Origin of the sequence: Comamonas kerstersii (assembly GCF_002056725.1) — a bacterium.
Lineage (GTDB): Bacteria > Pseudomonadota > Gammaproteobacteria > Burkholderiales > Burkholderiaceae_C > Comamonas > Comamonas kerstersii.
This window is the reverse complement of record NZ_CP020121.1, coordinates 714,499-740,411: the sequence shown is the minus strand read 5'-3', so window position 1 is coordinate 740,411 and position 25,913 is coordinate 714,499. Positions and strand designations below refer to the sequence as shown.

Genomic DNA, 25,913 nt, shown 5'->3' with positions numbered 1-25,913 from the left:
GGCTTACATCAAGGAAAAGTCGCGTTCAAAACGCTGTAGGTGCTGGCCGCCGTCGACCAGCAAGGTGGTTCCTGTGATGGAGCGGTTTTCCAGCGCAAAACGCACGGTAGCCGCCACATCGCCAGGGGAGGAGCTGCGCCCCAGTGGGCTGAGCTGGTGCAGCTGTGCAAAGCGTTCGTCGCTGAGCATGTGGCTGGTCAGGGTCAGGCCCGGAGCCACACCGACCACACGCACCAGCGGCGCCAGGGCCAGCGCCAGCATGGTGCCAGCGGCTTCCAGCGCAGCCTTGGAGAGGGTGTAGCTCATGAAGTCCGGGTTCTGGTTCCAGAGCTTCTGGTCCAGCAGGTTGACCACAACGCCTTCGGCAACGGCCTCACCGCTGTCGCGGCGCTGGCGGATGTGCTGGTGCAGCGCACGCGCCAGCGCAATCGGGGCGGCGGTGTTGCTGCGCCAGTGCTTTTCCATCAGCGCGTAGCTGAAGCTTTCGGCACTGTCATGCTCAAACAGGGAAGCGCTGTTGACCACGGCATCCACCGGGCCTAGCGCTTGCGTGATGGTGGGCAGCAGGGCATTGGCGGCAGCTTCGTCGGCCAGATCGGCCGCAAAGGCAGCGCTGCGCACGCCCAGCGCCTGGCACTCTGCCACGGTGGCGTGGGCACCGTCTACCGAGCGGTTGAAGTGCACGGCCACATCCCACCCCGCCTTGGCCAGGGCGAGCGCAGTCTCGCGGCCCAGGCGACGGCCTGCACCAGTAACCAGCGCACAACGAGTGCTTCGTTCAGAAACAGCCATGGAACAAGAGACAATGGGGGGTGATGACAGAACCCGCAATTTTAACGAGTGCCTTGCACTCGCACATTGACAAGGCCATTGCCCAGGCTGGCGGATGGATTGGCTTTGACCGTTTCATGGCGCTGGCGCTGTATACGCCGGGGCTGGGCTACTACGCGAACGACACTGCCAAATTCGGTGCGCTGCCCGATTCCGGCAGCGACTTTGTGACGGCGCCGGAGATCTCTCCCGTATTCGGCCAGCTGGTAGCGGCGCAGATGGCCGAAGCCATGGAGCGCACCGGCACGCGTGAGATCTGGGAGTTTGGTGCAGGCACGGGCGCGCTGGCGCTGCAGATACTGGACGAGCTGCAGCGTCTGGGCGTGGAGGTGGAGCGCTACACCATCGTCGATCTGTCCGGCACGCTGCGCGCGCGCCAGCAGGAGCGCCTGGCACCCCATGCCCCCAAGGTGGTCTGGGCCAGTGCGCTGCCCGAGCACATGCAGGGCGTGATCGTTGGCAATGAGGTGCTGGATGCCATGCCCGTGCAGATCATTGCGCGCGTCAACGGCCAGTGGTTCGAGCGCGGTATTGCCGTGGAAAACGGCCAGCTGGTCTGGGCCAACCGCCCCACGGACTTGCGCCCGCCGCTGGAGGTGGATGGCGAGCACGATTACGAAACCGAGATTCACGCCCAGGGCGAAGCCTTTATCCGTACGCTGGGTGAGCGCCTCACGCGTGGCGCGGCCTTCTTCATCGACTACGGCTTTGGCGAGTCGGAGTACTACCACCCGCAGCGCCACATGGGCACCATGGTCTGCCACTACCAGCACCAGGTGGACAGCGACCCGCTGGACAAGGTGGGCCTCAAGGACATCACGGCCCACGTCAACTTCACAGGCACCGCCGTGGCGGCGCAGGATGCAGGCTTTGAGGTGCTGGGCTACACCACGCAGGCGCACTTTCTCATCAACTGCGGCCTGCAGGCCAAGCTGGACGCTCTGAGCCAGACTGAGCGCGTGCCCGCCATGAAGCTGATGATGGAGCATGAAATGGGCGAGCTGTTCAAGGTCATCGGTCTGGCCAAGGGCGTGGAGCCCTGGGACGCGCTGGGCTTTGTGCGCGGTGACCGCACCCACCGCCTGTAGGACGTGCCCATGATTCGCTGGATGCTCCTGATCTTTATTCTGCTGGTGCTCGTCAACAGTGCCACAGGCATCATCCAGAAGATCGGGCTGGGCCGTCTGCCGGGCGACTTCAACTTCCGCTTTCTGGGGCGGCAGTTCTTTGTACCCTTTGCCAGCGCGGTGCTGGTGACGGTGCTGCTGTTCAGCCTGATCAAGCTGGTGGCCTGGTTGCTCTAGAAATAAAAGCTGTCAGCGCTTGTATTGACTAGGTTTCAGATGGTTTTGATACTGAGATCAAGCAAACACAAGCGCTGGCAGCTTCATTTTCAGGAGTTTTCAGGCATGGATGCTGCGGCACTTGCAAACACGGCAGGCAGCACCACCTGTGAAGCAGCTTGTCTTCCAGTTTTTTCAAGGACTGCACCATGACTGTTCTCGCACCCCTGCACGTTGTCTGCCCCCACTGCCACAAAACCAACCGCGTGGCCGAGGCAGATTTGTCCGCCGCTCCCAACTGCGGCAGCTGCCACCAGCCCCTGTTCACCGGCCAGCCCGTGCAGCTGGATGCGGAGAGCTTTGCCAAGCACGTGGGCCGCAGCCATCTTCCGGTCGTCGTGGACTTCTGGGCCCCCTGGTGCGGGCCATGTCGCATGATGGCTCCCGCCTTTGCGCAGGCAGCCCAGCAGCTGGAGCCAAACGTGCGCTTTGCCAAGCTTGATACCGAGGCCTATCCCCACGTGGCCGCACCCTACGGTATCCGCAGCATTCCCACCATGATCATTTTTGAAGACGGCAATGAAGTCGCCCGCATCTCTGGCGCATTACCTGCGGGTGACATCGTGCGCTGGGTGCGGGCGCAGATGGGGTGATGAGTCACAGGCATTGACTGGCGGCAGCTGCGCCAGCTCTTCATCCGTAAACACGCGCGAGCGGGTCAGAAAGGCCTTGCCTTCCGGCCCTTCCAGCGAGAGTGTGCCGCCGCCATGGCCCTCGATCACGTCGATGATGAGCTGGGTGTGCTTCCAGTATTCGAACTGCGAGGTGCTCATATAAAACGGCAACCGGCCAATCTCGCCAAGCTTCACATCCCCGGGGCCAATGGTGAGCTCGCCCTCGATATAGCAGTTGGCTGCGCTGTTGTCGCAGCAGCCACCCGACTGGTGAAAGAACAGGCGCGGGCCGTGCTTGGCCTTGAGCACTTCGATCAGCTCCAGCGCGGCAGGCGTGGCTATCACGCGATCAACCATGGTGTGCTCCTTCTCAAAAGATAGCTGCTCAGGCTTGCTGCATGGGCGCTAGATGCCAATTTCATCCATAAGAAGGGTGGCGTAGCGCCCCGCAGGCGAGGCGCGCTCGCGAAGGCAGTAGCAGCGCTACGGCGAGCGGGCGCAACGACGCATCCGGGGTGCTATGACAGCCGTCTCAGAAGAAGCCCAGCTTGGTTTCGGAGTAACTCACCAACAGATTCTTGGTCTGCTGGTAGTGGTTGAGCATCATCTTGTGGTTTTCACGGCCAATGCCGGACTCCTTGTAGCCACCAAAGGCCGCGTGGGCCGGGTAGTGGTGGTAGCAGTTGGTCCACACACGCCCGGCCTTGATGCCGCGGCCCATGCGATAGGCCACATTACCGTTGCGGCTCCAGACGCCCGCCCCCAAGCCGTAGAGCGTGTCATTGGCAATTTCCAACGCTTCCTCCTCGGTCTTGAAGGTGGTCACGGCCAACACGGGGCCGAAGATTTCCTCCTGGAAGATTCGCATCTTGTTGTGGCCCTTGAAGATGGTGGGCTGCACATAGTAGCCACCGTCCAAGTCTGCACCTAGCTGGGCCTGCGCACCGCCGATCAGCACCTCGGCACCTTCCTGTTTGCCCAGATCAAGGTAGGACAGGATTTTGGTGAGTTGCTCCTTGCTGGCTTGCGCACCCATCATGGAGTTGGGGTCCAGTGGGTTGCCATGCTTGATGGCTTGCACACGCGCCAGCGCGCGTTCCATGAACTTGTCGTAAATCGACGCATGGATCAGTGCGCGGCTGGGGCAGGTGCAGACCTCACCCTGATTAAAGGCAAACAGCACCAGACCTTCGATGGCCTTGTCGAGGAAGCTGTCGTCCTTGTCCATCACATCGGCAAAGAAGATGTTGGGCGACTTGCCGCCCAGTTCCAGCGTGGCGGGAATCAGGCTGTTCGAGGCCGCCTGGGCAATCACGCGGCCTGTGCTGGTGGAACCGGTGAAGGCAATCTTGGCAATGCGCTTGCTTTGCGCCAGCGGCATGCCGGCCTCACGGCCAAAGCCGTTGACGATGTTGAGCACGCCCGGCGGCAGCAGGTCGCCAATCAGGTTTGCCAGCACCAGGATGCTGATGGGCGTCTGCTCCGCAGGCTTGAGCACCACACAGTTGCCAGCGGCCAGCGCAGGCGCAAGCTTCCACGCAGCCATCAGGATGGGGAAGTTCCACGGAATGATTTGGCCGACCACACCGAGGGGTTCATGGAAGTGGTAGGCCACGGTGTCGTTGTCGATCTGGCTGATGCCGCCTTCCTGCGTGCGGATAGCACTGGCAAAGTAGCGGAAGTGGTCGGCAGACAGTGGAATATCAGCGTTCAGGGTTTCGCGGATCGCCTTCCCATTGTCGATGGTTTCCACATAGGCCAGCAGTTCGCGGTTGGCATCGATGCGGTCGGCAATTTGCAGCAGAATGTTGGCGCGTTCGGTGGCGCTGGTTTTGCCCCAAACATCGGCCGCGGCGTGGGCAGCATCCAGTGCTTTTTCAATATCCGCAGCTGTGCCGCGCGCCGCCTTGGTGTAGATCTTGCCGGTGATGGGCGTGACCACGTCAAAGTACTGGCCTCCTGCCGGTGGAACCCACTGGCCGCCAATGTAGTGGTCGTAGTGGGCTTGATACTGGTGCAGTGCACCAGGTTGTCCGGGGAGTTGATAAACCATGACAGCACTCCTTTCAGATGACGGAATAAGGCTTGGAAAGCCCATATTCCGTCGTCTGTCGGTTCCGTGGGAGCGGGAATTCCCTTGTCCTACAGACGTTGCAGCGCAGCTATCAGGGTTCAGGTCGTTAACCAGCGCGATGTTGGCGCTGGCAGCCCTCAGTCGGCAGGCAGGGTGATGGCTTGCAAGCCTTCCATGAACTTGCGCTTGGCCTTGTAAGTCAGGCGCAGTGATTGCAGCCATGCCTGTGCATCAGCCTGCGGCATGCGTTGCACGACCAGTTGCACCAGCCGAAGGGCCTGGGCATACGGGCTGGACGCTTTTTGCATTTCGCGATCAAAAAGTGGCTGCAAGATGCCGACGGCCTGTGCAGCATGGGTGGCTGGCAGGCGCACGGCGAGCTGGCACAGAGTTTCTGTCTCGCAGCTGGCGCTGGGGCGCTGCATGATGGTCAGCGCATATTTCCAGTCGTTGTCCCGCAGCAGCCAGCGGATGGCATCGCCCATATTCTTGTACGGACTTGGTGATGCCTGCTCCCACATTTTTTCGATCAGCGCATTACGGGCGGAAAGGCGGGTATGACCGCAGGCCACGGCGCACTGCAGATACAGCGCCAGTTGAGGGCCCTCGTGCGAACGCTCCAGCGCCAGCTGTTCGGACAGGGCCAGCGCCTCCTGGTCCCAGCCATCACGCATGTAGCAGGCCAGGAGTGCCTGGCGCAATGCAAAGCTGGAGGGGTGGTGCTGCACGCCGAGCTGGGCCATGGTCATGGCTTCGCGGTGGCGCTGGTGGCGTTCACAAAAGCGATAGGCATCCAGCCATTCATCATCGGTCTGGGCTGTCTGCTGCATCAGTGCGATGAGGGCGCTGACGTCCATGCTCTGCTCCATGGCCCACAGATAGCGCTTGCGCAGCAGATAGCGTTTGCGGGAACGCTCCCATGCATCTGGGTTGAAGACCTTGTGTCGTGAGTGGGCAGGTGCCGGGGGAGAGGCTTTGCACCATGCCTCCCACTGCGCCACGGCATGTCGGCAGTAAGCCTGCTGCAGTGGCGTGCCCGCGTGGCGCAGAAAGGCTTCCTCGTCCCAGTTGCCGAGCGGGTCTTCTTCCAGCAGCTTCAGCCAGTCCTTGAGCCAGTTGGCTGGTGGCGGCGTGGCCTGTACGCTGCGCATCAGCATGTCCTGTAGCCAGACATGCAGATCGTAGAGCTGGCCATAGGAGTCATCGGCTGTCTCCCACAGTTTGTACAGACGGCGCAGTGCCATGGTGCAGGCGGTGCGGATGCTGTCGGCCTGCGTGGGTAGCAGGTCTTCCCAAGTTTGTAGTGCCTGCATGGCATGTTCGGCCCAGCGGCTCAGTTCTCGGCCATACAGACCTTGTCTCTGGGGCATGGCCTTGGTGAGAAAGCTGCGCCATTGCGCGGGTGTCATGGGCGTGTGCTTGGCCTGCTCGGTCTGTCGCCACAGACGTAGTTGCAGGGCAAATTCCGGACTGCGGTCGCACTGTTCGGTAATCCAGGTGTGCAGGGCCTGCAGTGACTGCGCTTGCAGAAAGTCCATGTCCGCCTGCATTTCTTGCAGGCGTGGCGACAGCTTGCGTGCCGGTGTGCCGGTGGAGGCATTGGTGTCGGCCGGTGTCTGTGTGGATTTCCAGGTCAGATAGGCGGCTACCATGTGTTTGCAGACGTACACGGTCTCTGCATGCGGACAGGTGCAGGTGGACTCCTCTGGATGCTCCACATCCAACTCTACCCTGTAGGGTGTGCTGCCTTCCACCGTGAAGCACAGGCCTTCATGGCCGTTTTCGGGCTCCAGAGCGGTGACGGTATCGTCCAGAAAATAGTTAATGCCGCTTTCGCGAATGGCAGCACTGGTGAGTTTGCGCCACGCTGCGGGTAGCTCGGGAATGGCGGGAGACTGGCTGCGAAATGCCATGAGAGGTTCGTACTCAGGTGTTGGAGTTCAGGAATTGCTGCAATGCTGTGGTGCGTGCAGCGCTGACGGCCTCCCCAATCGCCTTGCCTTTGAGGCCTTGCTCCGCAGCGGTTCTGGCAATCGTGGCTGTATCCACCTGCAGCGCTGCCTGCAGGGCGTTCCATAGCCGTTCGCGCTGGGGGTAGGGGCGGTTTTCAAAGCCGGTGCGCCCACGTGCATCGCATTCACAGGCCAGCAGGGCCTGGGCAAAGCGCTCGGGTTTGCGGATGGCGTCGCAGCGCTCCAGCAGGCGCATCAGCGCGGCCGCACCAAACTCCTGGCTGCGGTGGATGTTGCCGTGCTCGCGTGCCACCAGATCGGCCAGTTCCTTGCAGTCATTGGGCACGCGCCAGCGTTCGCACACGGGCTTGAGCAGCTGGGCGCTGCGCTGCTCGTGGCCGATGTGGCGCGGCAGCATATCGGCAGGTGTGGTGCCCTTGCCAAAGTCATGGCACAGGCAGGCAAAGCGCACGGGCAAGGGGGCGTCGAGCTGCGCGGCCATGTCCAGCACCAGCATGGCGTGGATGCCGCTGTCCACCTCAGGGTGGTATTCGGTGCGCTGCGGCACGCCCCACAGGCGGTTGAGCTCCGGCAGCAGCACTTGCAGGGCACCGCAGGTGCGCAACACTTCGAACATGCGAGAAGGGGCCGCTTCCATCAGCCCACGGCTGATTTCCTGCCACACGCGCTCTGGCACCAGGTGGTCGGCTTCACCAGCCTCCACCATTTCACGCATGAGCTGCATGGTGTCCGGGTGGACGCTGAAGTCGGCAAAGCGCGCCGCAAAGCGTGCCACGCGCAGGATGCGCACCGGGTCTTCGCGAAAAGCTTCGGTCACATGGCGCAGTACTTTGGCCTGCAAATCGGCCTGGCCGTTGTAAGGGTCAAAAACGTCACCAGTGCCCGTCCAGTCTGCGGTAGCAGCTATGGCATTGATAGTGAGGTCACGCCGTGCCAGGTCTTCTTCCAGCGTGACATCGGGCGAGGTGTGCACCACAAAGCCACGGTAGCCCACACCGCTCTTGCGCTCGGTGCGGGCCAGCGCGTATTCCTCGTGGGTCTGGGGGTGCAGAAAGACGGGGAAGTCTTTGCCCACGGGCGTAAAGCCGCGCGCGGTCATGGCTTCGGGTGTCGCGCCAACGACCACCCAGTCGGTGTCATGAAAAGGACGTTGCAACAGGCGGTCGCGCACGGCACCGCCGACCTGGTAAATCTTCATGCTGTGAAGTGTAGGCGGGCGCAGCGCGTTGCGTTTCCCGGGTGCTGAGAAGACATGGGCTTTGTTGGTAGAGTCGCTGCCTTCTTCTTGCTATTGTTGGAGAGCCTTATGTCCATATTGTCAGATCTCACCATTGCCCAACTCAATCCCGATGGCAGCGTGCCGCTGCCGGAAGACCCCGCTGCACAGGCCGAAAAAGCCGCTGCCGCGCTGGAGCGTGAAGCGCAGTTCGAAGCCATGCAGGCCCAGATGCAAGAGCTGCAGGAGATTCTGGCCAGGCCGCTCAAGGACATTCTGGCCGAGCATGAAAAGCTCAAGCAGAACGCGGCGGCCTGGGATGCCTATGCTGCCATGTGGATGCTGGGCCAGCGCGCCATGCGCCGCGTGGCCATGGACCTGGCAGCCAAACAGGGCCTGAGCGAGGAAGAGGTGGTCCAGCGTGCGCTGGACTATGCCAACAGCGTGCTCAATGTTGAGGATGAAGACCTGGGCGGCACGCTCAAGCCCGCGCAGCTGGAGCACATTGGCCGCCACAAGGCCTTTTTGCGCAAGCAGTTCAAGTAGCAGCAGCTACGCGCTGCGTAGTCTCCGCAGCAGCAGGGCCGGGGCATGTGCTGTAATTGCGCGCCATGCATACCTCGGCTCTTGTGATGTTTTCCGGTGGACAGGACTCCACCACTTGTCTGGCCCATGCGCTGTCCAAATACGAGCGCGTGGAAACGCTGGGTTTTCACTACGGTCAGCGCCACAGCGTAGAAATGGATGTGCGCCTGGATGTGCGTGAAAAGCTGCGTGCAGGTTTTCCGCAGTGGGCCAGCCGCCTGGGCGAAGACCATGTGCTGTCGCTGGACGTGCTGCAGGAAATTGGCGGCTCTTCGCTCACCGATGATATGGCCTTTGCCCTGCAGGCTGATGGCCTGCCCAACACCTTTGTGCCCGGGCGCAACCTGCTGTTCCTGACGGTGGCGGGGGCGCTGGCCTACCGCCGTGGCATTCAGGTCATCGTCACCGGCGTGTGTGAAACAGACTTTTCAGGCTATCCCGACTGTCGGGACGACACCATGAAGGCCATGCAGCTGGCACTCAATCTGGGGCTGGAGCGCCGCCTGCGCATTGAGACGCCGCTGATGTGGATCGACAAGGCGCAGACCTGGCAGATGGCCCAGGACCTGGGGGGCGACAAGCTCGTGGAGCTGATCGTCAAGGATACGCACACCTGCTACCAGGGCACGCGCGATGTGCTGCATGACTGGGGCTACGGCTGCGGCAGCTGCCCGGCCTGCGATCTGCGTGCCAAAGGCTGGCAGCGCTGGAAGGCCACGCAGGCTTCATAAAAAATAGCTGCTCGCGCTTCAACTACAAGGTTTTCAGATAGAAAACTATCTGAAACCCTTTATTTTTGAGCGCTACAAGCTCACTTTTTTGCAGATTTGCTGGGTTGCATGCCACGCTGGCCGGAGCGGATCTGCTCGGCCATGTCGCTGAGCCAGGCCTGGCTCTCGGGGGTGTCAAACAGAAAATCCCAGATGGCATTGTGCTGGCGCATGGTCAGACTGGCGGGGCCGTGCTTGCGCATATGGGCATGCAGGCGGTTGACCTCTTCGCGGGTCAGGGGCTCGCGCATGATGGTCAGCGGAGGGCGACGGCGAATCAGGCGCTGGGGAACAGATTTCTTTTTGCGAGCAGGCATGCCAATCTCAATCTAACAAACGGCCTTACACAGGCCAGACCACACCATTGTCGTTGAGGATGGTGTCCAGCGGCAGGTCGTGGGGCTGCGGCGTGAAGTCTTCGATAAAGCCCGGCGCAAAGCCCAGTCCCACGGTGTAGGGGCGGGGTGTCAGCGCGGCCAGTGTGCGGTCGTAGAAACCACCACCATAGCCCAGCCGGTAGCCCCCGGGGCCATAGCCTACGCAGGGTACAAAAAGCAGGGTGGGAGTGAGTACTTCCGTATCCTTGGGTTTGGGAATACCGTAGGCGTCTTCTTCCATCGGGCATCCGGGGTACCATGCATGAAAACGCATGGTTTTGGTGACTTTGTCGATCACGGGCAGGCCAATGCGGCGGCGCAGCGGTTTGTCCAGCAGTTCGCCGTCTTCCTTCCAGCGGTGCAGCACGGGCAGGGGGTCGAATTCGCCCTTGATGGGCCAGTAGGCACCGATGATGGTGTCGGGCCGGTCCACCAGCCAGACGCGCATCACGCGCTGCAAATCATCGGCACGCTGTAGGCGGTCAGCCATATTCAGGCGTTGTTGCACCAAGGTGCGTCGTAAGGCTGCTTTGTCCATCACATAATTCCCAGTATGCAATTGCACAAGATTCTGACATCGCTTTGCGCCGCCGCGATTTTTGGCGGCGTGGTTTCCTCGGCGAGTGCCCAGACGGCACCCGGAGATAAGGTGCTTTTGCAGATGCAGGAAGCTGCACGCAAGGGCGACAAATCCCGGCTGACCGCACTGCTGCCGCAGGCGGCAGGCCATCCGCTGGAACCCTGGGCTGCCTACTGGGAGCTGAAGGCACGCTTGCCCGAGGCCACACAGGCGGAGGTGGATGCCTTCCTGCAGCGCTGGCGCGGCACCTACCAGGAAGACCGCCTGCGCAATGACTGGCTGCTGCTGCTGGGCCAGCGCCGTGCATGGGCAGACTTTGACCAGCAGCTGGCGGAATTCCGCATGCGTGACGACAAGGAAGTGCGCTGCTATGAGCTGGCCGTGCAGACCATTGAAGGCCGCGCAGCGCCAGAGACGGCAGAGGAAGTGCTGCGCCTGTGGTACGGCCAGCGCGATGGCGACGATGGCTGCACCTATGCCGCCAGCGAGCTGTATGCCGCCCAGCAGCTCAAAGACCATGCGGTCTGGAAGCGTGCCCGCATTGCGGCAGAAGCCAACCGCCAGACGGCCGTGCGCCGTGCCGTGGCCATCGTGGCACCGGACTCCGTACAGCACGTGGCCGAGGTCTTTGCCTCCCCCATCAAATACCTGGCGGGCACCAGCAAAGTGCGTGGCAATACCCGCCGTGAACTGGCGGTGCTGGCCCTGCTGCGCGTGGCCAATCAAAACCCTGCACAAGCCGCAACGCTGATGGAAGATACATGGGCCAGCCAGCTGAGCGCCGAAGAGCGCGACTGGGTCTGGGGCGTGATTGGCAAGGTCAGTGCACGCCGCCTCTCGGACGATGCCGTGGGCTACTTCGCCAAGGTCAGCAAGCCCGGCCGCATGCCTGACGATGCCCAGGAGTGGATGGTGCGTGCCCAGCTGCGTGCAGGCAACTGGCATGCCGTGCGCAAGGCGATTGATGCCATGCCTGCAGCTTTGCAGGCGGACAGCACCTGGGTGTACTGGAAAGCACAGGCCCTGCTGCGCGATCGCCGCGCCAGCGAGGCAGACCAGGCACAGGCCCGCCAACTGCTGCAAAGCATTGCAGGCGTGAAGGGCTTCTACGAAAAGCTGGCGCTGGAAGATTTGGGCCAGGTGGTGCAGATGCCGCCAGCCCCCGCGCCGCTGACCCCGGCTGAAAAAGCCGCTGCCGCCCAGAACCCGGGTCTGCAGCGTGCGCTGTATGCCATCAACATGGGCCTGCGCAGCGAAGGCGTGCGGGAGTGGAACTACACCATTGGCCTGCATACCCCCGGTGGTATGAAGGACCGTGAGCTGCTGGCCGCTGCTGACCTGGCCTGCCAGAAGCAGGTGTGGGACCGCTGCATCAACACCAGCGAGCGCACCCGCGAAGTGGTGGACTGGAACCAGCGCTTCCCCATGCCTTTCCACGATGCGGTGATTGCCCAGTCCCAGAGCATTGGTCTGGACCCGGCCTATGTGTATGGCCTGATTCGTCAGGAAAGCCGTTTCATCATGGATGCACGCTCGCATGTGGGCGCTTCGGGGCTGATGCAGGTCATGCCAGCCACGGCCAAATGGACGGCCAGGAAAATCGGCATGACGGATTTCAAGCCGCACATGATCAATGACCGCGATGTGAACATCACCATCGGCACCTCCTACCTGAAGCTGGCGCTGGATGACTTTGATGGCTCCATGCTGCTGGCCGCAGCGGGCTACAACGCAGGCCCCGGCCGCCCCCGTAACTGGCGCAACGGTCCGGTGCTCGACGGTGCCATCTGGGCAGAGAACGTGCCGTTTACGGAAACGCGGGACTATGTGAAGAAGGTGCTGTCTAACACCACCAACTACGCTGCTTTGATTACCGGCCAGCCCCAGTCGCTCAAGGCCCGTCTGGGAAAGGTGGGCCCCAAGGACACCGTCACGGCGTACAACCGCGATTTGCCTTAGGGGTTATTCCTCTCTGGGGGGCGGTAGCGATGGGGCCATCACTGCCTCCAACCAAAGCAGGCGGTGTGGCATGCGTCAGGCAGGCCCCCACCCTAACCCTCCCCCAGTGGGGGAGGGGATTCTTTTTTCCCCACTTCAGCATCCTTCATACCCTCACCCCAGCCCTCTCCCACAAGTGGGAGAGGGAGTCTTTTTCCTTTGCCCAGTGAGGGAAGGTATTCTTTTCCCCTCTCCCGTTTACGGGAGAGGGTTAGGGTGAGGGTGAATTTCTAGATGCAGGCAGGGTGGTGTGCGCCAGATTGGCCCCCACCCTAACCCTCCCCAGATGCGGGGAATGGCATTTTCTCCTTCCCCCTCTGGGGGAAGGCAGGGATGGGGGCCAGCACGCCCCTTCCAGTTAACGGTTCATCAATACAGGCGTGCCGTCGAGCAACTCCAGCGTGGCGGCCCTGCTGTCCACCAGTTCCTGCACCAGCGCATCCAGCCATGCCTGCAAGGGCTGGGCCGCGAAATAGCGTTCGTGCAGCATGCCCATATAGGGTGTCTGTGCGCACCAGGCCCACACCTGCGTCAGTGGCAGCTGCTGCCACTCCAGCAATTTGTATTTGAGCAGCACCTTGGCCGCGTAGCGTGCATGGCGTTCAGGCTGCTGCATGAAGTGCTGTAGCCGCCTGCGTGCTGTGGCCAGTGCGGTGCTTGCATCGCTGAACACGGGGCCATGCCCGGGCAGTACGAGCGCGGGTTGCAGGGCTTCAATCACGTCAAGCGTTGCAGCGACTTCTTCAAAGGCCTGCGTGCCTTCGATTTCCGGAAAGACCACGCCAAAGCCGTTTTCCCAGAGTGCATCGGCTGAGATCAGCAGACGCCGCTCAGGCTCGAACAAGATGATGGAATGCGGGTCATGGCCTGGCGCGGCATGGATGTGCCAGGGACGGCCACCCAGTGCAATCTCCGTGCCCGGCTGCAGCACATGCTCGGCGTGAAATGGCGGGCAGGCCTGGCCGGTCGGGGTGTAGCTCAGCGCTTCAGGGTTCCAGTTGGCCACATGTTGCGCCTGACCTGGCGCAATCCAGGTCTGTACCTCGGGCCACGCGGCCTGCAGCGCCGCATTGCCGCCACAGTGGTCGCTGTGCAGATGGGTGTTCAGAATGCGCCCCAAAGGCCGTGTGCCGATACAGCTGCGCACCAGGGACAGTGTCTGCTCGGCATGGATGCAGTAACCGGTGTCCACGATGGTGGCGGCATCGGCATCCAGAAACACGATGTTGTTGGCCGAGAGCCAGCCACGCTCCAGAAAAAACATACTGGGCCACAGGCCCGGAGTGGTCATGGTGTGCGGCATCTTCAATGCGGCTGTGCAGGCGTTGCTGCCGGGTTGTCGCGCAATGCGCGGCGCAGGATCTTGCCCACATTGGTTTTGGGCAGTTCGTCGCGGAACTCGATGTACTTGGGGCGCTTGTAGCCTGTCAGGTGGTCGTGGCAGTAGCGCAGCAGGCGGTCTTCGGTCAGGCTGGGGTCGCTGCGCACCACAAACACCTTGATGGCTTCGCCCGAATGCTCATCTGGCACGCTCACGGCAGCGCACTCGAGCACGCCAGGGCACAGCGAAATCACGTTTTCCAGCTCGTTCGGGTAGACGTTGAAGCCGCTGACCAGAATCATGTCCTTCTTGCGGTCAATCAGCTTGGTGTAGCCGTTTTCATCCATCACGCCGATGTCGCCGGTGCGCAGGTAGCCATCTGCGGTAAATGCCTTGGCGGTTTCCTGGGGCTGGTTGTAGTAGCCCTGCATCACGTTCGGGCCGCGAATGCAGATTTCGCCTGCAGCGCCAATGGGCAGGTCGTTGCCGTCGTCATCCTTGATGGCGATTTCCACGCTGGGCAGCGGCAGACCGATGGTGCCGCTGAAGGTGGTGGCGTTGACCGGGTTGTTGGTGCCAATGGCGCAGGTTTCACTCATGCCCCAGCCCTCCACCATGACCCTGCCCGTGACCTTCTGCCATTGCAGGGCTGTACCTTCGGAAGCAGCCATGCCCCCCGCCTGCGTGACGGCGAGTGAGGAAAAGTCGATCTGGCGGAACTGCTCGTTCTGCAGCAGGGCATTGAACAAGGTATTGACAGCGGGCAGGGTGTGGAAGGGGCGCTTGCGCAGCACGGCCACAAACTTGGGAATGTCGCGCGGGTTGGGAATCAGGCTCAGGCTGGAGCCCTGGCGCAGGGTGAGCAGCAGCAGTGTCAGCGCGAAGATGTGGTACAGCGGCAGCGCAGCAATGCCGTGCAGCTTGCGCATGTCGGCGCGGCCTTCGTAGGCGGGAGCAAACCAGGCTTCGGCCTGCAGCGTGGCGGCAATGATGTTGCGGTGCGTCAGCACAGCGCCCTTGGCGAGACCGGTGGTGCCCCCCGTGTACTGCAGAAAGGCAATGCTGTCGTGGTCCAGCTGGGGGCGCTCCAGCGACCGCTGTGCGCCGCGAGACAGCGCTGTTCTGAACGGGGTAAGTGTGCAGCCGTTCAGCGGCAGCTCAAACGCAGGCACCATCTTGGCCAGGTGACGCACGGCAAAGGTGATCCAGCGGCCATACACCGGCCCCAGCAGGTCGCCCATGGCCGTCAGGCAGATGTGCCGGATGCCGCTGCGTGGCAGCACTTCGGCCAGGGTGTGGGCAAAGTTTTCCAGAATCACGATGGCGGTCGCGCCAGAGTCCTTGAGCTGGTGCTCCAGCTCGCGCGCTGTGTAGAGCGGATTGACATTGACACAGGTGTAGCCGGCGCGCAGCACGGCAGCCATGGTCACGGCAAACTGTGGAATATTGGGCAGCATGATGGCCACGCGTGCACCAGGCTCCAGCTGCAGGCTCTGCAGCCATGCACCCAGCTGGCGCGAGCGCTGCTCCAGCTCCCGGTAGCTCATCCACACGTCCATGCAGACGCTGAAAGGCTGGTCCGCATATTTCTGCATGGACTCTTCCAGAAGGTCTACAACGGAGCGATAGATGCTGGTGTCAATCTCATGGGGAACACCGGCGGGATAGTGCTTGAGCCACAGATGGTCCATATCAGCCTCTCTTGTGCGTGGTGAGATGGACCATTGTTGAGTTGGCTGCGGTAGCGCATGAATGGGGCTTTTCCCGGTGTCAAGGGTTTGCGCTGAGGCAGTGTTTTGCGCCAGATAGCGTTTTGTTTGAAAAATGCAGTCTTAAGTCTTATATATGAGTTGCCGCATGCATAAAATCTCGGCTCATGAGCACAGAACATAACCTCGATAAGCTGGATCGTTCCATTTTGCGCCGCTTGCAAGAAAATGGACGAGAGACATACGACGTGATTGGCGAGCAGGTGGGGCTATCGCCCAGCGCGGTGCTGCGTCGCGTCAAGCGCCTGGAAGAGGCCGGCGTGATTGAGCGTTATGTCGCACTGGTGCCGCCCGAAAAAGTGGGGCTGGGCCTGACGGCCTACCTGAATGTGCGTCTGGAAAAAAGCACGGAAACCCACAAGCGCAACCCCATGGATGCCTTCAAGCAAAGCGTGCAGGGCTGGCCTGAGGTGGTGGAGTGTGCATCGCTGACCGGTGAGATGGACTACCTGCTGCGCGTGGTAGTGGCTGACATGCAGCACTACAGCCGCTTCATCATGGAAACCCTGCTCAAGCACCCCAGCGTGTCGGACTGCAAGACCAGCTTTGTGCTGGACCGTGTAAAAGCTACCACAGCAGTGCCTGTTTAAAAACAATAGCTTGTAGCGCTTGTAAATAAAAGAATTCAGGTAGAAAAGTATCTGAAAACATTGCTAATCAAGCGCTAGCAGCTATTGATTTTGATGATTTGAGACTCTGTCATGGCAGCACCTGCGGGTGCTGTTGGTTTTTCTGTGGTGCAAAAGCCATGTTCTGTGCGTAATATGCCCTTCAGGGAGGCATGTAAACCTGCACGACAGGGTTTTGATGCTGCAATGCAGTAAATTATGGAAAACCCTAGGGCGTGTTCACATAAACATTGGGTTCGCGCAGCCACGACAAGGCTGGCAATGCGCGACGCACGGCGCAGCGCGGGTGCGCACCCGCGCAAGGTGGGCAACAATGCAGTGGCAGCCTTGTCGTGGCTGCCCCTGATTATGGAGCTCACAAATGGGGTTGAAGGCTTGGGGCGGTCTGCGTTGTTGCGGCGGCTTGCAAGGCGCTCGGCATTGCTGCGCCACCGCGCCTAGCACCCCATCCCCAAGCCTTCAACGCGAATCTCAAGCTTTATGTGAACACGCCCTAGTTCTGCCTGCCATCCTCTCCGGGGCATGCAGCTGTACCGACTTGTACCTCAGACTCCGCCGTTTGCAGAGGAATTCATCCATGACTGAGCTGATCCGCTGGATTACCACGCCCTGGAAAGCAGGCAGGGAGTTGCTGCGCCGGTCATCGGCCAAGCGCAATGTGCCTGCGCTGGTGCCGATTCGTGAACTGTCCGAGCGCCACCGCGCACGCATCCGCGCCCACCTGCTCAAGCTCGATGAAGGTGACCGCTACCTGCGCTTTGGCTATGCCGCCAATGACGAGCAGGTGGTGCGCTATGCCGACAGCCTGGACTTTGAGCGCGACAACATCTTTGGCATCTTCAACCGCCGCCTGGAGCTGATCGCCATGGCCCACCTGGCCTATACCGATCTGGCCGAGCACCGCAACTGCGCGGAGTTTGGTGTGTCAGTGCTCAAGACAGCGCGCGGTCTGGGGCTGGGCACACGGCTGTTTGCACGGGCCATGCTGCACGCCCGCAACAAGGGGGTGAACATGATGTTCATCCATGCACTGAGCGAAAACACGGCCATGCTCAAGATCGCCCGCAACGCGGGTGCTCGTGTGCGCCGCGATGGCACGGAGTCTGAGGCCTACCTGCAGCTGCCAGAGCCCAGCCTGGACAGCCGTATTTCCGAGATCTGGGGCAACCACGTGGCCGAGGTGGACTACCAGTACAAGAAGCAGGCCAAGCAGTTCTGGACCATCCTGGCCGATGTGCAGGAAATCCGCCAGGGCGTGCGCGATGGGCGCAATCAGTCTTCCCCTTGAAGCAGAGGTCTTAAATATGCCTGTGCCGGGGTGATGTGGGGCCTGCCATTGCCCTCAGGGCAGAATCCGCTATCCTTGAGGCCCTGTTCATAACGGCATGTCCTGCACTGAAAGACTGTGTCAGACCCGCATCCTGCGCGCCACGCTGAGCGCGAAGATAAGCGTACTTTTCTCCAAAAAATCATCGAGTTCATCCATCCAGGGCTGGATTCCAAGGATGAACTGATCGAAACCCTGGCCGAGGCTGAAGACAACCAGGTCATCGGCACCGACGCCCGCGTCATGCTCGAAGGTGTGCTGCGCATGGCAGACCGCACGGCCGCCGACATCATGGTGCCCGCACCCAAGATGGATGTGCTGGACATCAATGCGCCGTACGACGAGCTGCTGGTACAGGTCATTCGCGACGCGCACTCGCGCTTTCCCGTCTATGAAGGTGACAGGGGCAACATCATTGGCATTCTGATGGCCAAGGACTTGCTCAAGCTGCAGCGCGCTCCCACCCTAAATGTGCGCGCCCTGCTGCGCCCGGCATCATTTGTGCCGGAAACCAAGGGGCTGTACGACCTGCTGCGCGAATTCCGCAGCAATCGCCACCACATGAGCATCCTGATTGATGAGTTCGGCGAAGTGGCCGGGCTGGTCACCATGGAAGACGTGCTGGAAGAAATCGTCGGCGAGATTGAAGACGAGTTCGACATCCCGGAAGAAAACAGCGACATCTTTGCGCTGGCAGACGATACCTACCGCGTGGCCGGGCAGACCTCGCTGGAGCAGGTGGAAGAAGCCTTCGGGGTGCAATTTGCGCACGACGATGCCGACGACTTTGACACCATTGGCGGCTGGATCAGCCACGCCATGGGGCGTCTGCCCAAGCGCGGCGAAGTCTTCGAGGCGGAAAACCTGCGCTTTGTGGTGCTGCATGCCAAGGGTGGCGCCGTGCGCTGGTTCCAGGTCACACGCCTGGAACGCAATGGACACAGCGAGGCTGCATGACAGCTGCCCTTGACCGCAAGGGCATGACGCCGCACAAGGCACGCTGGCTGTGGCCACTGGCCCTGGTGCTGGCTGGAACGCTGCAGGCCGTGGCGCTGGCCGTACCCCAGACCGGGCAGCCGCAGTGGTGGCTGCAGGTGCTGGCACTGTCCGTACTGTGCGCTGCCTTGCAGCAGTCGCGCAGCAGCAGGCAGGCAGCATGGTGGGGCGGCCTCTTTGCCACAGCCTGGCTGTCGGCCACCTTCTGGTGGCTGTTTATTTCCATGCATACCTATGGCGGCCTGCCTGCGGTGCTGGCCGTGCTGGCCGTGCTCGCACTGGCGGCTTTTCTGGGCAGCTACTACGCGCTGCTGATGGCGCTGTGGCGCCGCTGGGCGCGGCCTGGCTGGCAGGCTGTGGGCCTGTTCGCCGCCTGCTGGACGCTGGGCGAGCTGGCGCGCGGCACGCTGTGGACAGGCTTTCCCTGGGGGGCGATTGGCTACGCCCATGTGGATGGGCCGCTGTCTGCGCTGCCTCGCTGGGGGGGCGTGTATGGCACTGGTGCGGTAGCAGCCGTGCTGGCCATGGCGCTGGTGCAGTTGCGTGTGCTGGCACAGCGCCCCAGGCTGGCGCTGGTGGCAGCTGGTGTCTTTGGCCTATTGCTTGGTGGTGCATGGTTCAGCCAGCAGCAGGCGCAGCAGCAGCCGGGGCGTGCAGCGGTGGATGTGGCCTTGTTGCAAGGCAATATTCCACAGGATGAAAAGTTCATGCCGGGCTCTGGCGTGGTGCAGGCTTTGCAGTGGTATGGCGAGCAGCTGTTGCAGGCGCCAGCCTCTTTGGTTGTCGCGCCTGAAACGGCCTTGCCCATGCTGCCACAGCAGCTGCCTTATGGCTATCTGGAGGCGCTGGAGCAGACCTATCGCGCGCCAGAAAGTCGCTCGGCTGCGCTGATTGGCATTCCTTTGGGTGACAGCGTGCAGGGCTATAGCAATTCCGTCATCGGCTGGGTGCCCGGGGAAATGACAGAATATCGCTACGACAAGCAGCACCTTGTACCTTTTGGGGAGTTCATTCCTCCCCTGTTTCACTGGTTTGTGCGCATGATGGAAATTCCGTTGGGCGACTTCCGGCGAGGCAGTCTGGGGCAGGCTTCCATGGACTGGCATGGCGAGCGCTGGGCTCCCAATATCTGTTACGAAGACTTGTTCGGCGAAGAACTGGGCATGCGTTTTGGCGATGAGGCCCATGCTCCCACGGTCTTTGTCAATGTCAGCAATATTGCGTGGTTTGGCGACAGTGTGGCCATCGACCAGCATCTGCAGATCAGCCGCATGCGTGCGCTGGAGTTTGAGCGCCCCATGCTGCGGGCTACCAACACCGGGGCGACCGCAGTGATTGATCACCGGGGCGTTGTGACTGCTGCTTTACCTGCTGTGACCCAGGGCGTGCTGCTGGCGCAGGTGCAGGGTCGTGATGGGGTGACACCTTTTGCTCGCTGGGTGTCGCGATGGGGCCTGTGGCCGTTGTGGCTGTGCTGTGTTGCAGTCATCGCTTTGTGTGTTTGGCAACACAAGAAAAATTGAGCATTGGAGTGTGATTGCGACCTTGTGGGAAGATCGCCAGATCTTTCTTCTCCAGATACCCTGTGGACATTCCATAATGTGCGGCTGTGCGCAGCACATTTACACTGTCGCGATTACACACACGAGAAACCAAAGCAGTGGGCTCACCCACTGTAAAGCAAGTTAGAAAAATGGCTGAATCTTTTTCCTACGAACAACTGATCGCTTCTGGTGAGGGTAAGTTGTTCAAGCCCGACAGCGGGCGTCTGCCCCTGCCTCCCATGCTGATGTTTGACCGCATCACCCACATCGACGCTGATGGTGGCGCGCATGGTCTGGGCAAGATCGTGGCTGAGCTGGATGTCAACCCTGACCTGTGGTTCTTCAAGTGCCACTTCCAGGGCGACCCCGTCATGCCCGGCTGCCTGGGGCTGGATGCCATGTGGCAATTGATCGGCTTTTATCTGACTTGGTTGCAGCTGCCTGGCCGTGGTCGCGCGCTGGGCGCTGGCGAAGTGAAGTTCACCGGCGAAGTCGGTCCTGACGTGAAGCTGGTGCGCTATGAAATCGATATCAAGCGCGTCATCAAGCGCAAGCTGAACATGGCCATTGGCGATGCTCGCTTGTTTGCAGATGGCAAGGAAATTTATGTAGCGAACGACCTGCGCGTAGGTCTGTTCCTGCGTGAAGGTGACGGTCAAGGGACTGCGGCATGAAAAAACGCGTAGTGATCACGGGTGCGGGCATTGTCTCGTGCATTGGTAATGATTTGGCGACGGTAGAGACTTCGCTGCGCGAAGGACGCTCCGGCATCAAGGCCATGCCCCAGTTCACCGAACTGGGCATGCGCAGCCAGGTTGCCGGCATCCCCGAGATCGACGTGGAAGCGCGCATTGACCGCAAGCAACTGCGCTTCATGGGCGATGCTGCAGCGTATGCACAGATCGCTCTGGGAGACGCCATTGCCCAGGCTGGTCTGACGCCTGAGATGGTGAGCCATCCTCGCACCGGCCTGATCATGGGCTCGGGCGGAGGCTCTCCTGCCAACCAGATCGAAGCCGCTGACACCCTGCGTGAAAAAGGCATTCGCCGTGTAGGACCCTACCAGGTCACACGCTGCATGAGCTCGACGGTGTCGGCCTGCCTGGCGACCAACTTCAAGGTCAAGGGCATCAACTACTCCATCACCTCGGCGTGCTCGACCTCGGCGCACTGCATTGGCGCTGCGGCGCAGCAAATTGCCTGGGGCATGCAGGATGTGATGTTTGCGGGCGGCGGCGAAGAGCTGTCCTGGGGTATGTCGCTGCTGTTCGACGGCATGGGTGCCATGTCCAGCAAGTACAACGAGACCCCTGAGAAAGCTTCGCGTGCCTACGATGCCAACCGTGACGGCTTTGTGATCGCTGGCGGTGGCGGTGCTGTGGTGCTGGAAAGCCTGGAGCATGCCCTGGCCCGTGGTGCTAACATCCTGGCGGAAGTGGTCGGCTTTGGTGCAACGTCGGACGGTGAAGACATGGTCGCTCCATCGGGTGACGGTGCGGTGGCCTGCATGCAGCAAGCCATGGAAACCGTGGATGGCCCCATCGACTACATCAACACGCACGGCACATCGACCCCTGTGGGTGACATGCAGGAAGTGCGCGCCATGCAAAAGCTGTTTGGCGACAAGGTGCCTCCTTTCTCGTCCACCAAGTCGCTGACCGGCCACTCGCTGGGCGCGACCGGCGTGCAGGAAGCCATTTACTGCCTGATCATGCTCAACAAGGGCTTTATCGCAGGCTCGGCCAATGTGGAAACACCTGATCCAGCACTGGGCGATATGCCTCTGGTCGCACAGACCCGTGATGCGCAGCTGACCACCGTGCTGTCCAACAGCTTTGGCTTTGGCGGCACCAACGCAAGTCTGGCACTGCGTCGCTGGACTGGGGCCTGAAGTCCCTGCAATTTGAGAGCGGCTGTTAACGGTGGCATTGATCGCCAGCTAACGCCGCTCTTATCATGTGCACATTTGCTGCATTTTCTGCGCCTAACTTATGAAGCTCGCCATCCTTGACCGCATAGGCACTCTCAATGCCGAGGGTGAAAACTCCATAGTGGCGCTCAAGGACTGGATGCCGCAGCCAGGCGTGCTCGATGCGGTGGCGCAACTCAATCGTGCTGGCTGGCAGGTTACCCTGGCAACCAATCAACCCGGCATTGGGCGCGGCAGTTTTGATGTGAATGAGCTCAACGCCATTCATCTGCGCATGCAGCGAGAAATGGCTGCCGTGGGCGCACGCATTGAGGCTGTTTTCTTTTGTCCCCACACCCCTGACGACGCCTGTTCCTGCCGCCTGCCTGCGCCTGGCATGCTGCAGCAGATTGCCCATCGCTATGGGGCAGAGCCCCACGAGGTCTGGGTGATCGGTCAGGACCTCAGGCATCTGCAAGCGGGCCAGGCCATGGGTGCCCATGTCGTGGCATTGCGGGTCACTCCGACTGCGGAGGACCCAGGCCTTGGGCAGAATGTTCCGCAGTATGACTGCTGGCAGGCGCTGGCCGATGCGCTGGCGCCCGATGCACAGCAAGCTGCATCGCCCGCCGCAGACTGAGGCCTGGCGCAGGCGCTGCCCCTTTTTTAGGACTGTTTCATGTCGTTTATTCGCTCTTTGATCCACCTGCTGTGGATGAGCATCACTGTCATTCCCTACACCCTGCTGATCTTGCTGGTACGCCTGTTCGGCGGCTCGCCGGCGGCGCGCTGGACGATTGCGCGTGCCTGGCTCAAGCTCAGCGTTGACAGCGCAGGCTGGTTCTGCGGCGTGAAGTACCGCGTGCAGGGCATGGAGAACCTGCCCACCGATGCACAGCAGGGCGTGGTGTTGCTGTGCAAGCACCAGTCCACCTACGAAACCTTCTTGATGCCAGCCATCATGCCCCGCGCACTGGCCTATGTGTTCAAGAAGGAGCTGCTAAGCATTCCTTTCTTTGGCTGGTCTATTGGCAGCCTGGACATGATCCACATTGACCGCAAGCACGGCTCGCGCGCCTTCCACAAAGTGGTGGAGCAGGGCAAGCGCCTGCTGGCGCAAGGCATCTGGGTCATCATGTTCCCTGAAGGCACACGCGTGGCGCGTGGTGAGGTCGGTGAATACAAGACGGGTGCGACCCGCCTGGCCATCATGACCGGCGTGCCTGTGGTGCCCATTGCCGTGACCTCGGCCAAGTGCTGGCCCCGCAAGTCTTTTGTGAAAAAGCCCGGCGTGGTGGATGTCTCCATCGGCCCCATGATTGACAGCACCGGCCGCAAGCACGAAGAGCTGATGGCCGAAGTGCAGAACTGGATTGAGGCGGAAATGCGCCGCCTGGATCCTGAAGCCTATTCCAGCACCAGCCATAGCACTGCAGCGTGAGCCCGGTGCTTTTGCGGCATCCCCAAGCCACGCACACGGTGGAACTGAACCGTGTCAGCGTGGCTTATTTGCTGGTGCGCAGCAGCCGGCGCAGCATCGGCATGGAAGTGAGTGCGCAGGGGTTGACGGTGCGTGCCCCGCTGCGCGCATCGCATACGGTGATTGAGTCCGTACTGCGAGAAAAAACGCGCTGGATTCTGCAAAAACTCAGCGATCGTGCGGTGCGTGTCGACAGCACGCCACGTGTGCACTGGCAGGACGGCAGCAGCATGCCTTTTCTGGGTGGCGAGTTGCAGCTGCGTCTGCACCCGCAGGCCCCGCGCACGGGGGAGCTGCTGAGCATTGGGCCGCAGCGCTGGGTATTGCATCTGCGTGCTGATGTCGAGGCCAGTGCCGAGCAGGTGCGTGCCGTGGTGGCTGCCTGGTGGCTGCGCCATGCACGCCAGCTGTTGACTGAGCGTCTGCAGCATTACGCACCCGCCATGGGGGTGCAATGGCGCAGTCTGCGCCTGTCCAATGCCAGAACGCGCTGGGGCAGTGCCAAGGCAGATGGCTCCATCATGCTCAACTGGCGGCTGCTGCACTATCGCCTGCCTGTGCTGGACTATGTGGTCATCCACGAGCTGGCACATTTGCGCCATATGGACCACAGCCCGCATTTCTGGGCCGTGGTGGAAAGTGTGTGTCCAGACTATCTGCAGCTGCGCCAGGCACTCAAGCAGCCATGCCCTGACTGGGCTATATAAAAAAGAGCAGCTTGCGCTTGATCCACCTTGTTTTTACATATAAACATATGTGAAAACTAACGCATACAAGCGCTACAAGCTACTGTTTTTAATAGCTTATTCATGCCACACTTGCACTTCATTGACTGGAGTTTGCAAGCATGACCACTTCTTCACATCACTTGAAAGTTATTCCTCAGAGCGCCTATGCGGGCGATATTCCTGCACCTCTGGCATGGCAATGGGTGCAGTCGGGTGAGGCGGTGCTCGTCGATGTGCGCACCGATGCGGAGCGTGCCTGGGTGGGTCAGGTGCCGGGAGCCATTCCCGTGGAGTGGAAGCAGTGGCCCGGCATGACAGACAACCCCAGTTTTGATGCGCAGTTGCGCGCTGCTGTGCCTGCGGGTGGCAAGGTCGTGCTGCTGTGCCGCAGTGGTGTGCGCTCTGTCGCCGCTGCCACGCGAGCGGCGCAGCTGGGTATTGAGGCTTACAACATCCTCGAAGGCTTTGAGGGCGATGCCGATGCCAACCGCCAGCGCGGCAAGCTGGGCGGCTGGCGCAAGCAGGGCCTGCCCTGGTTTCAGTAAGCGGTGTATTTGACGCACTTCCCTCACCCCAGCCCTCTCCCACAAGTGGGAGAGGGAGTCTTTCTCCTTGGAAGGGGGTGCTGCCTCAAACATAGGCAGGTGGTGCGGCATGCGCCAGGCTGGCCTCCTCCCTCACCCTCCCCCAGCGGGGGAGGCATTCTTTTCCCTCTCCCGTTTACGGGAGAGGGTTAGGGTGAGGGGGATTTGCTTCCTCCCAAAGAAGGGAGGGAAGCAAACCACAGCTTAGCTGCGATAGCCGTTCGGATTCCGGCTTTGCCAGCGCCAGGTGTCGGCGCACATGGTGGCCAGGTCGTGTTCGGCCTTCCAGCCCAGTGTTTCCAGGGCATGCTGGGGGTTGGCGTAGCAGCTGGCAATATCGCCAGGGCGGCGGTCGGTGATGGCGTAGGGCAGGGCTTTGCCGCAGGCCTGCTCAAAGGCGTGGATGACTTCCAGCACGCTATAGCCTTGGCCCGTGCCCAGATTGATGGTCAACAGCTCAGGCTGCGCCAGCGACTGCAGCTTTTCCAGGGCCTTCACATGGCCGCGTGCCAGGTCTACGACGTGGATGTAGTCGCGCACGCCGGTGCCATCGGGTGTGGGGTAGTCGCCACCAAACACCTGAATGCGTTCACGGCGGCCCACCGCCACCTGAGCCACATAGGGCAGCAGGTTGTTGGGAATGTCGGCAGGGTCTTCGCCAATCAGCCCGCTGGGGTGGGCGCCGATGGGGTTGAAGTAGCGCAGCACGGCCAGCGACCACTGCGGGTTGGAGTGGTACAGGTCAGCCAGAATTTCTTCCACAAACAGCTTGCTGCGGCCGTAGGGGTTGGTCACGCTGGTGCGGTGCTGCTCATCCAGTGGCAGGTATTCTGGCGCGCCATAGACGGTGGCGGAGGAGCTGAACACCAGCTTGAACACACCGCAGGCCTGCATGGCACGCAGCAGCACCAGGGTGCCATTGACGTTGTTGTCAAAGTAGTCCACCGGCTGGGCAACCGATTCCCCCACGGCTTTTTTGCCCGCAAAGTGCACCACGCTGTCAATCTGGTGCTCTTTCAGGGCGCGCTCCAGCGCAGTCTGGTCGCGCACATCGCCTTCGATCAAGGCAATGCTGCGGCCGGTGATCTGCTGCACACGGCGCACAGCCTCAGGATGGCTGTTGCTGAAGTTGTCAAAAATCACCACATCGTGACCACTCTGGATCAGTTCGATGGCTGTGTGTGTACCGATATAGCCGGCACCGCCGGTGAGCAAGGTTTTCATAGTGCAGGTCTCTCAAAAGACAAAGCGCTCCTGCAGAGCGC

At 61.2% G+C, this 25,913-nt stretch carries 26 protein-coding genes; 16 read left to right on the top strand and 10 right to left on the bottom strand.

The window, feature by feature from the left end:
- Positions 1-3: 3 nt before the first annotated feature.
- Positions 4-792: an SDR family oxidoreductase gene (locus tag B5M06_RS03475; RefSeq protein ID WP_054067789.1), complete on the bottom strand. Its 789-nt coding sequence runs from the start codon at positions 790-792 to the stop codon at positions 4-6.
- 116 nt (positions 793-908) lie between these two features.
- On the opposite strand from B5M06_RS03475, the gene B5M06_RS03470 reads away from it, so the two are divergent.
- The 3 genes from B5M06_RS03470 (at position 909) to trxC (ending at position 2,767) form a co-directional block, all read left to right on the top strand.
- Positions 909-1,919, top strand: a complete 1,011-nt coding sequence (locus tag B5M06_RS03470; protein ID WP_054067802.1) for a class I SAM-dependent methyltransferase — start codon at positions 909-911, stop codon at positions 1,917-1,919.
- Between the two features lie 9 nt (positions 1,920-1,928).
- A complete protein-coding gene (locus B5M06_RS03465; RefSeq protein ID WP_054067801.1) occupies positions 1,929-2,135 on the top strand; it encodes a DUF2905 family protein in 207 nt (68 codons plus the stop codon).
- Between the two features lie 188 nt (positions 2,136-2,323).
- Positions 2,324-2,767, top strand: a complete 444-nt coding sequence (trxC, locus tag B5M06_RS03460; protein ID WP_054067788.1) for a thioredoxin TrxC — start codon at positions 2,324-2,326, stop codon at positions 2,765-2,767.
- On the opposite strand, the gene B5M06_RS03455 is transcribed toward trxC, so the two are convergent.
- The 4 genes from B5M06_RS03455 to B5M06_RS03440 form a co-directional block, all read right to left on the bottom strand.
- A complete protein-coding gene (locus B5M06_RS03455) occupies positions 2,720-3,145 on the bottom strand; it encodes a DUF779 domain-containing protein (RefSeq protein WP_080025158.1) in 426 nt (141 codons plus the stop codon). The genes trxC and B5M06_RS03455 overlap by 48 nt on opposite strands.
- Before the next feature lie 175 nt (positions 3,146-3,320).
- Positions 3,321-4,841 carry an acetaldehyde dehydrogenase ExaC gene (exaC, locus tag B5M06_RS03450; protein ID WP_054067787.1) on the bottom strand — a complete coding sequence of 507 codons (1,521 nt, stop codon included), beginning with the start codon at positions 4,839-4,841 and terminating at the stop codon, positions 3,321-3,323.
- A 158-nt stretch (positions 4,842-4,999) separates the two neighbouring features.
- Positions 5,000-6,775: an SWIM zinc finger family protein gene (locus B5M06_RS03445; protein ID WP_054067786.1), complete on the bottom strand. Its 1,776-nt coding sequence runs from the start codon at positions 6,773-6,775 to the stop codon at positions 5,000-5,002.
- Positions 6,776-6,788: 13 nt separating this feature from the next.
- Entirely contained in the window at positions 6,789-8,033 is a 1,245-nt protein-coding gene (locus B5M06_RS03440; RefSeq protein ID WP_054067785.1) for a multifunctional CCA addition/repair protein, read from the bottom strand.
- 108 nt (positions 8,034-8,141) lie between these two features.
- Between B5M06_RS03440 and B5M06_RS03435 the strand changes: the two genes are divergently transcribed.
- Together B5M06_RS03435 and queC are read left to right on the top strand one after the other, a co-directional pair.
- On the top strand, positions 8,142-8,597 hold the full coding sequence (locus B5M06_RS03435; protein WP_054067784.1) for a hypothetical protein: 456 nt from the start codon (positions 8,142-8,144) through the stop codon (positions 8,595-8,597).
- Between the two features lie 65 nt (positions 8,598-8,662).
- On the top strand, positions 8,663-9,367 hold the full coding sequence (gene queC, locus B5M06_RS03430; RefSeq protein ID WP_054067783.1) for a 7-cyano-7-deazaguanine synthase QueC: 705 nt from the start codon (positions 8,663-8,665) through the stop codon (positions 9,365-9,367).
- A gap of 80 nt (positions 9,368-9,447) precedes the next feature.
- Here queC and B5M06_RS03425 read toward each other — a convergent pair whose 3' ends face one another.
- Complete coding sequence (locus B5M06_RS03425) at positions 9,448-9,723, bottom strand: hypothetical protein (RefSeq protein ID WP_054067782.1); 276 nt, start codon at positions 9,721-9,723, stop codon at positions 9,448-9,450.
- Between the two features lie 25 nt (positions 9,724-9,748).
- On the bottom strand, positions 9,749-10,321 hold the full coding sequence (locus B5M06_RS03420) for a 5-formyltetrahydrofolate cyclo-ligase (RefSeq protein WP_054067781.1): 573 nt from the start codon (positions 10,319-10,321) through the stop codon (positions 9,749-9,751).
- Between the two features lie 15 nt (positions 10,322-10,336).
- On the opposite strand from B5M06_RS03420, the gene B5M06_RS03415 reads away from it, so the two are divergent.
- Positions 10,337-12,322, top strand: coding sequence for a lytic transglycosylase domain-containing protein (locus B5M06_RS03415; protein ID WP_054067780.1), 1,986 nt, complete (start codon positions 10,337-10,339; stop codon positions 12,320-12,322).
- A gap of 397 nt (positions 12,323-12,719) precedes the next feature.
- Here B5M06_RS03415 and B5M06_RS03410 read toward each other — a convergent pair whose 3' ends face one another.
- Together B5M06_RS03410 and B5M06_RS03405 are read right to left on the bottom strand one after the other, a co-directional pair.
- Entirely contained in the window at positions 12,720-13,652 is a 933-nt protein-coding gene (locus B5M06_RS03410; RefSeq protein WP_240183989.1) for an MBL fold metallo-hydrolase, read from the bottom strand.
- 14 nt (positions 13,653-13,666) lie between these two features.
- A complete protein-coding gene (locus tag B5M06_RS03405; protein ID WP_054067778.1) occupies positions 13,667-15,373 on the bottom strand; it encodes an AMP-binding protein in 1,707 nt (568 codons plus the stop codon).
- A 185-nt stretch (positions 15,374-15,558) separates the two neighbouring features.
- Between B5M06_RS03405 and B5M06_RS03400 the strand changes: the two genes are divergently transcribed.
- From B5M06_RS03400 to B5M06_RS03355, 10 genes are all read left to right on the top strand, one after another.
- Positions 15,559-16,041 (top strand): Lrp/AsnC family transcriptional regulator, encoded by a 483-nt coding sequence (locus B5M06_RS03400; protein WP_054067777.1) that lies wholly within the window; start codon positions 15,559-15,561, stop codon positions 16,039-16,041.
- A 616-nt stretch (positions 16,042-16,657) separates the two neighbouring features.
- Positions 16,658-17,368, top strand: a complete 711-nt coding sequence (locus B5M06_RS03395) for a GNAT family N-acetyltransferase (RefSeq protein WP_054067776.1) — start codon at positions 16,658-16,660, stop codon at positions 17,366-17,368.
- Positions 17,369-17,485: 117 nt separating this feature from the next.
- Positions 17,486-18,364 carry an HlyC/CorC family transporter gene (locus B5M06_RS03390; protein WP_054067775.1) on the top strand — a complete coding sequence of 293 codons (879 nt, stop codon included), beginning with the start codon at positions 17,486-17,488 and terminating at the stop codon, positions 18,362-18,364.
- A 23-nt stretch (positions 18,365-18,387) separates the two neighbouring features.
- Positions 18,388-19,926: an apolipoprotein N-acyltransferase gene (lnt, locus tag B5M06_RS03385; protein WP_240184029.1), complete on the top strand. Its 1,539-nt coding sequence runs from the start codon at positions 18,388-18,390 to the stop codon at positions 19,924-19,926.
- Positions 19,927-20,096: 170 nt separating this feature from the next.
- A complete protein-coding gene (gene fabA, locus B5M06_RS03380) occupies positions 20,097-20,621 on the top strand; it encodes a bifunctional 3-hydroxydecanoyl-ACP dehydratase/trans-2-decenoyl-ACP isomerase (RefSeq protein ID WP_054067773.1) in 525 nt (174 codons plus the stop codon).
- Positions 20,618-21,838, top strand: coding sequence for a beta-ketoacyl-ACP synthase I (fabB, locus tag B5M06_RS03375; RefSeq protein ID WP_054067772.1), 1,221 nt, complete (start codon positions 20,618-20,620; stop codon positions 21,836-21,838). The genes fabA and fabB overlap by 4 nt, the downstream gene beginning before the upstream one ends.
- A 100-nt stretch (positions 21,839-21,938) precedes the next feature.
- A complete protein-coding gene (locus B5M06_RS03370; RefSeq protein ID WP_054067771.1) occupies positions 21,939-22,496 on the top strand; it encodes a D-glycero-alpha-D-manno-heptose-1,7-bisphosphate 7-phosphatase in 558 nt (185 codons plus the stop codon).
- 39 nt (positions 22,497-22,535) lie between these two features.
- The gene (locus B5M06_RS03365; RefSeq protein WP_054067770.1) at positions 22,536-23,297 is read left to right on the top strand and encodes a lysophospholipid acyltransferase family protein; all 762 of its coding nucleotides are present in this window, start codon (positions 22,536-22,538) and stop codon (positions 23,295-23,297) included.
- Between the two features lie 38 nt (positions 23,298-23,335).
- Positions 23,336-24,043, top strand: a complete 708-nt coding sequence (locus tag B5M06_RS03360) for a M48 family metallopeptidase (RefSeq protein ID WP_054067769.1) — start codon at positions 23,336-23,338, stop codon at positions 24,041-24,043.
- A 140-nt stretch (positions 24,044-24,183) separates the two neighbouring features.
- Positions 24,184-24,609, top strand: coding sequence for a rhodanese-like domain-containing protein (locus B5M06_RS03355; protein WP_054067768.1), 426 nt, complete (start codon positions 24,184-24,186; stop codon positions 24,607-24,609).
- A 243-nt stretch (positions 24,610-24,852) separates the two neighbouring features.
- Here B5M06_RS03355 and galE read toward each other — a convergent pair whose 3' ends face one another.
- Complete coding sequence (galE, locus tag B5M06_RS03350; RefSeq protein WP_054067767.1) at positions 24,853-25,872, bottom strand: UDP-glucose 4-epimerase GalE; 1,020 nt, start codon at positions 25,870-25,872, stop codon at positions 24,853-24,855.
- Positions 25,873-25,913 lie beyond the last annotated feature (41 nt).

Bases quoted from the DNA above. Each gene is read 5' to 3' on its own strand.
- B5M06_RS03440 (WP_054067785.1), bottom strand. From the start codon at position 8,033: ATGAAGATTTACCAGGTCGGCGGTGCCGTGCGCGACCGCCTGTTGCAA.
- B5M06_RS03415 (WP_054067780.1), top strand. From the start codon at position 10,337: ATGCAATTGCACAAGATTCTGACATCGCTTTGCGCCGCCGCGATTTTT.
- fabB (WP_054067772.1), top strand. From the start codon at position 20,618: ATGAAAAAACGCGTAGTGATCACGGGTGCGGGCATTGTCTCGTGCATT.
- B5M06_RS03475 (WP_054067789.1), bottom strand. From the start codon at position 792: ATGGCTGTTTCTGAACGAAGCACTCGTTGTGCGCTGGTTACTGGTGCA.
- B5M06_RS03405 (WP_054067778.1), bottom strand. From the start codon at position 15,373: ATGGACCATCTGTGGCTCAAGCACTATCCCGCCGGTGTTCCCCATGAG.
- B5M06_RS03395 (WP_054067776.1), top strand. From the start codon at position 16,658: ATGACTGAGCTGATCCGCTGGATTACCACGCCCTGGAAAGCAGGCAGG.
- queC (WP_054067783.1), top strand. From the start codon at position 8,663: ATGCATACCTCGGCTCTTGTGATGTTTTCCGGTGGACAGGACTCCACC.
- fabA (WP_054067773.1), top strand. From the start codon at position 20,097: ATGGCTGAATCTTTTTCCTACGAACAACTGATCGCTTCTGGTGAGGGT.
- B5M06_RS03370 (WP_054067771.1), top strand. From the start codon at position 21,939: ATGAAGCTCGCCATCCTTGACCGCATAGGCACTCTCAATGCCGAGGGT.
- B5M06_RS03425 (WP_054067782.1), bottom strand. From the start codon at position 9,723: ATGCCTGCTCGCAAAAAGAAATCTGTTCCCCAGCGCCTGATTCGCCGT.
- exaC (WP_054067787.1), bottom strand. From the start codon at position 4,841: ATGGTTTATCAACTCCCCGGACAACCTGGTGCACTGCACCAGTATCAA.
- B5M06_RS03420 (WP_054067781.1), bottom strand. From the start codon at position 10,321: ATGGACAAAGCAGCCTTACGACGCACCTTGGTGCAACAACGCCTGAAT.
- B5M06_RS03365 (WP_054067770.1), top strand. From the start codon at position 22,536: ATGTCGTTTATTCGCTCTTTGATCCACCTGCTGTGGATGAGCATCACT.
- trxC (WP_054067788.1), top strand. From the start codon at position 2,324: ATGACTGTTCTCGCACCCCTGCACGTTGTCTGCCCCCACTGCCACAAA.
- B5M06_RS03400 (WP_054067777.1), top strand. From the start codon at position 15,559: ATGAGCACAGAACATAACCTCGATAAGCTGGATCGTTCCATTTTGCGC.
- B5M06_RS03435 (WP_054067784.1), top strand. From the start codon at position 8,142: ATGTCCATATTGTCAGATCTCACCATTGCCCAACTCAATCCCGATGGC.
- B5M06_RS03445 (WP_054067786.1), bottom strand. From the start codon at position 6,775: ATGGCATTTCGCAGCCAGTCTCCCGCCATTCCCGAGCTACCCGCAGCG.
- B5M06_RS03470 (WP_054067802.1), top strand. From the start codon at position 909: ATGGCGCTGGCGCTGTATACGCCGGGGCTGGGCTACTACGCGAACGAC.
- galE (WP_054067767.1), bottom strand. From the start codon at position 25,872: ATGAAAACCTTGCTCACCGGCGGTGCCGGCTATATCGGTACACACACA.
- B5M06_RS03355 (WP_054067768.1), top strand. From the start codon at position 24,184: ATGACCACTTCTTCACATCACTTGAAAGTTATTCCTCAGAGCGCCTAT.
- lnt (WP_240184029.1), top strand. From the start codon at position 18,388: ATGACGCCGCACAAGGCACGCTGGCTGTGGCCACTGGCCCTGGTGCTG.
- B5M06_RS03455 (WP_080025158.1), bottom strand. From the start codon at position 3,145: ATGGTTGATCGCGTGATAGCCACGCCTGCCGCGCTGGAGCTGATCGAA.
- B5M06_RS03410 (WP_240183989.1), bottom strand. From the start codon at position 13,652: ATGACCACTCCGGGCCTGTGGCCCAGTATGTTTTTTCTGGAGCGTGGC.
- B5M06_RS03465 (WP_054067801.1), top strand. From the start codon at position 1,929: ATGATTCGCTGGATGCTCCTGATCTTTATTCTGCTGGTGCTCGTCAAC.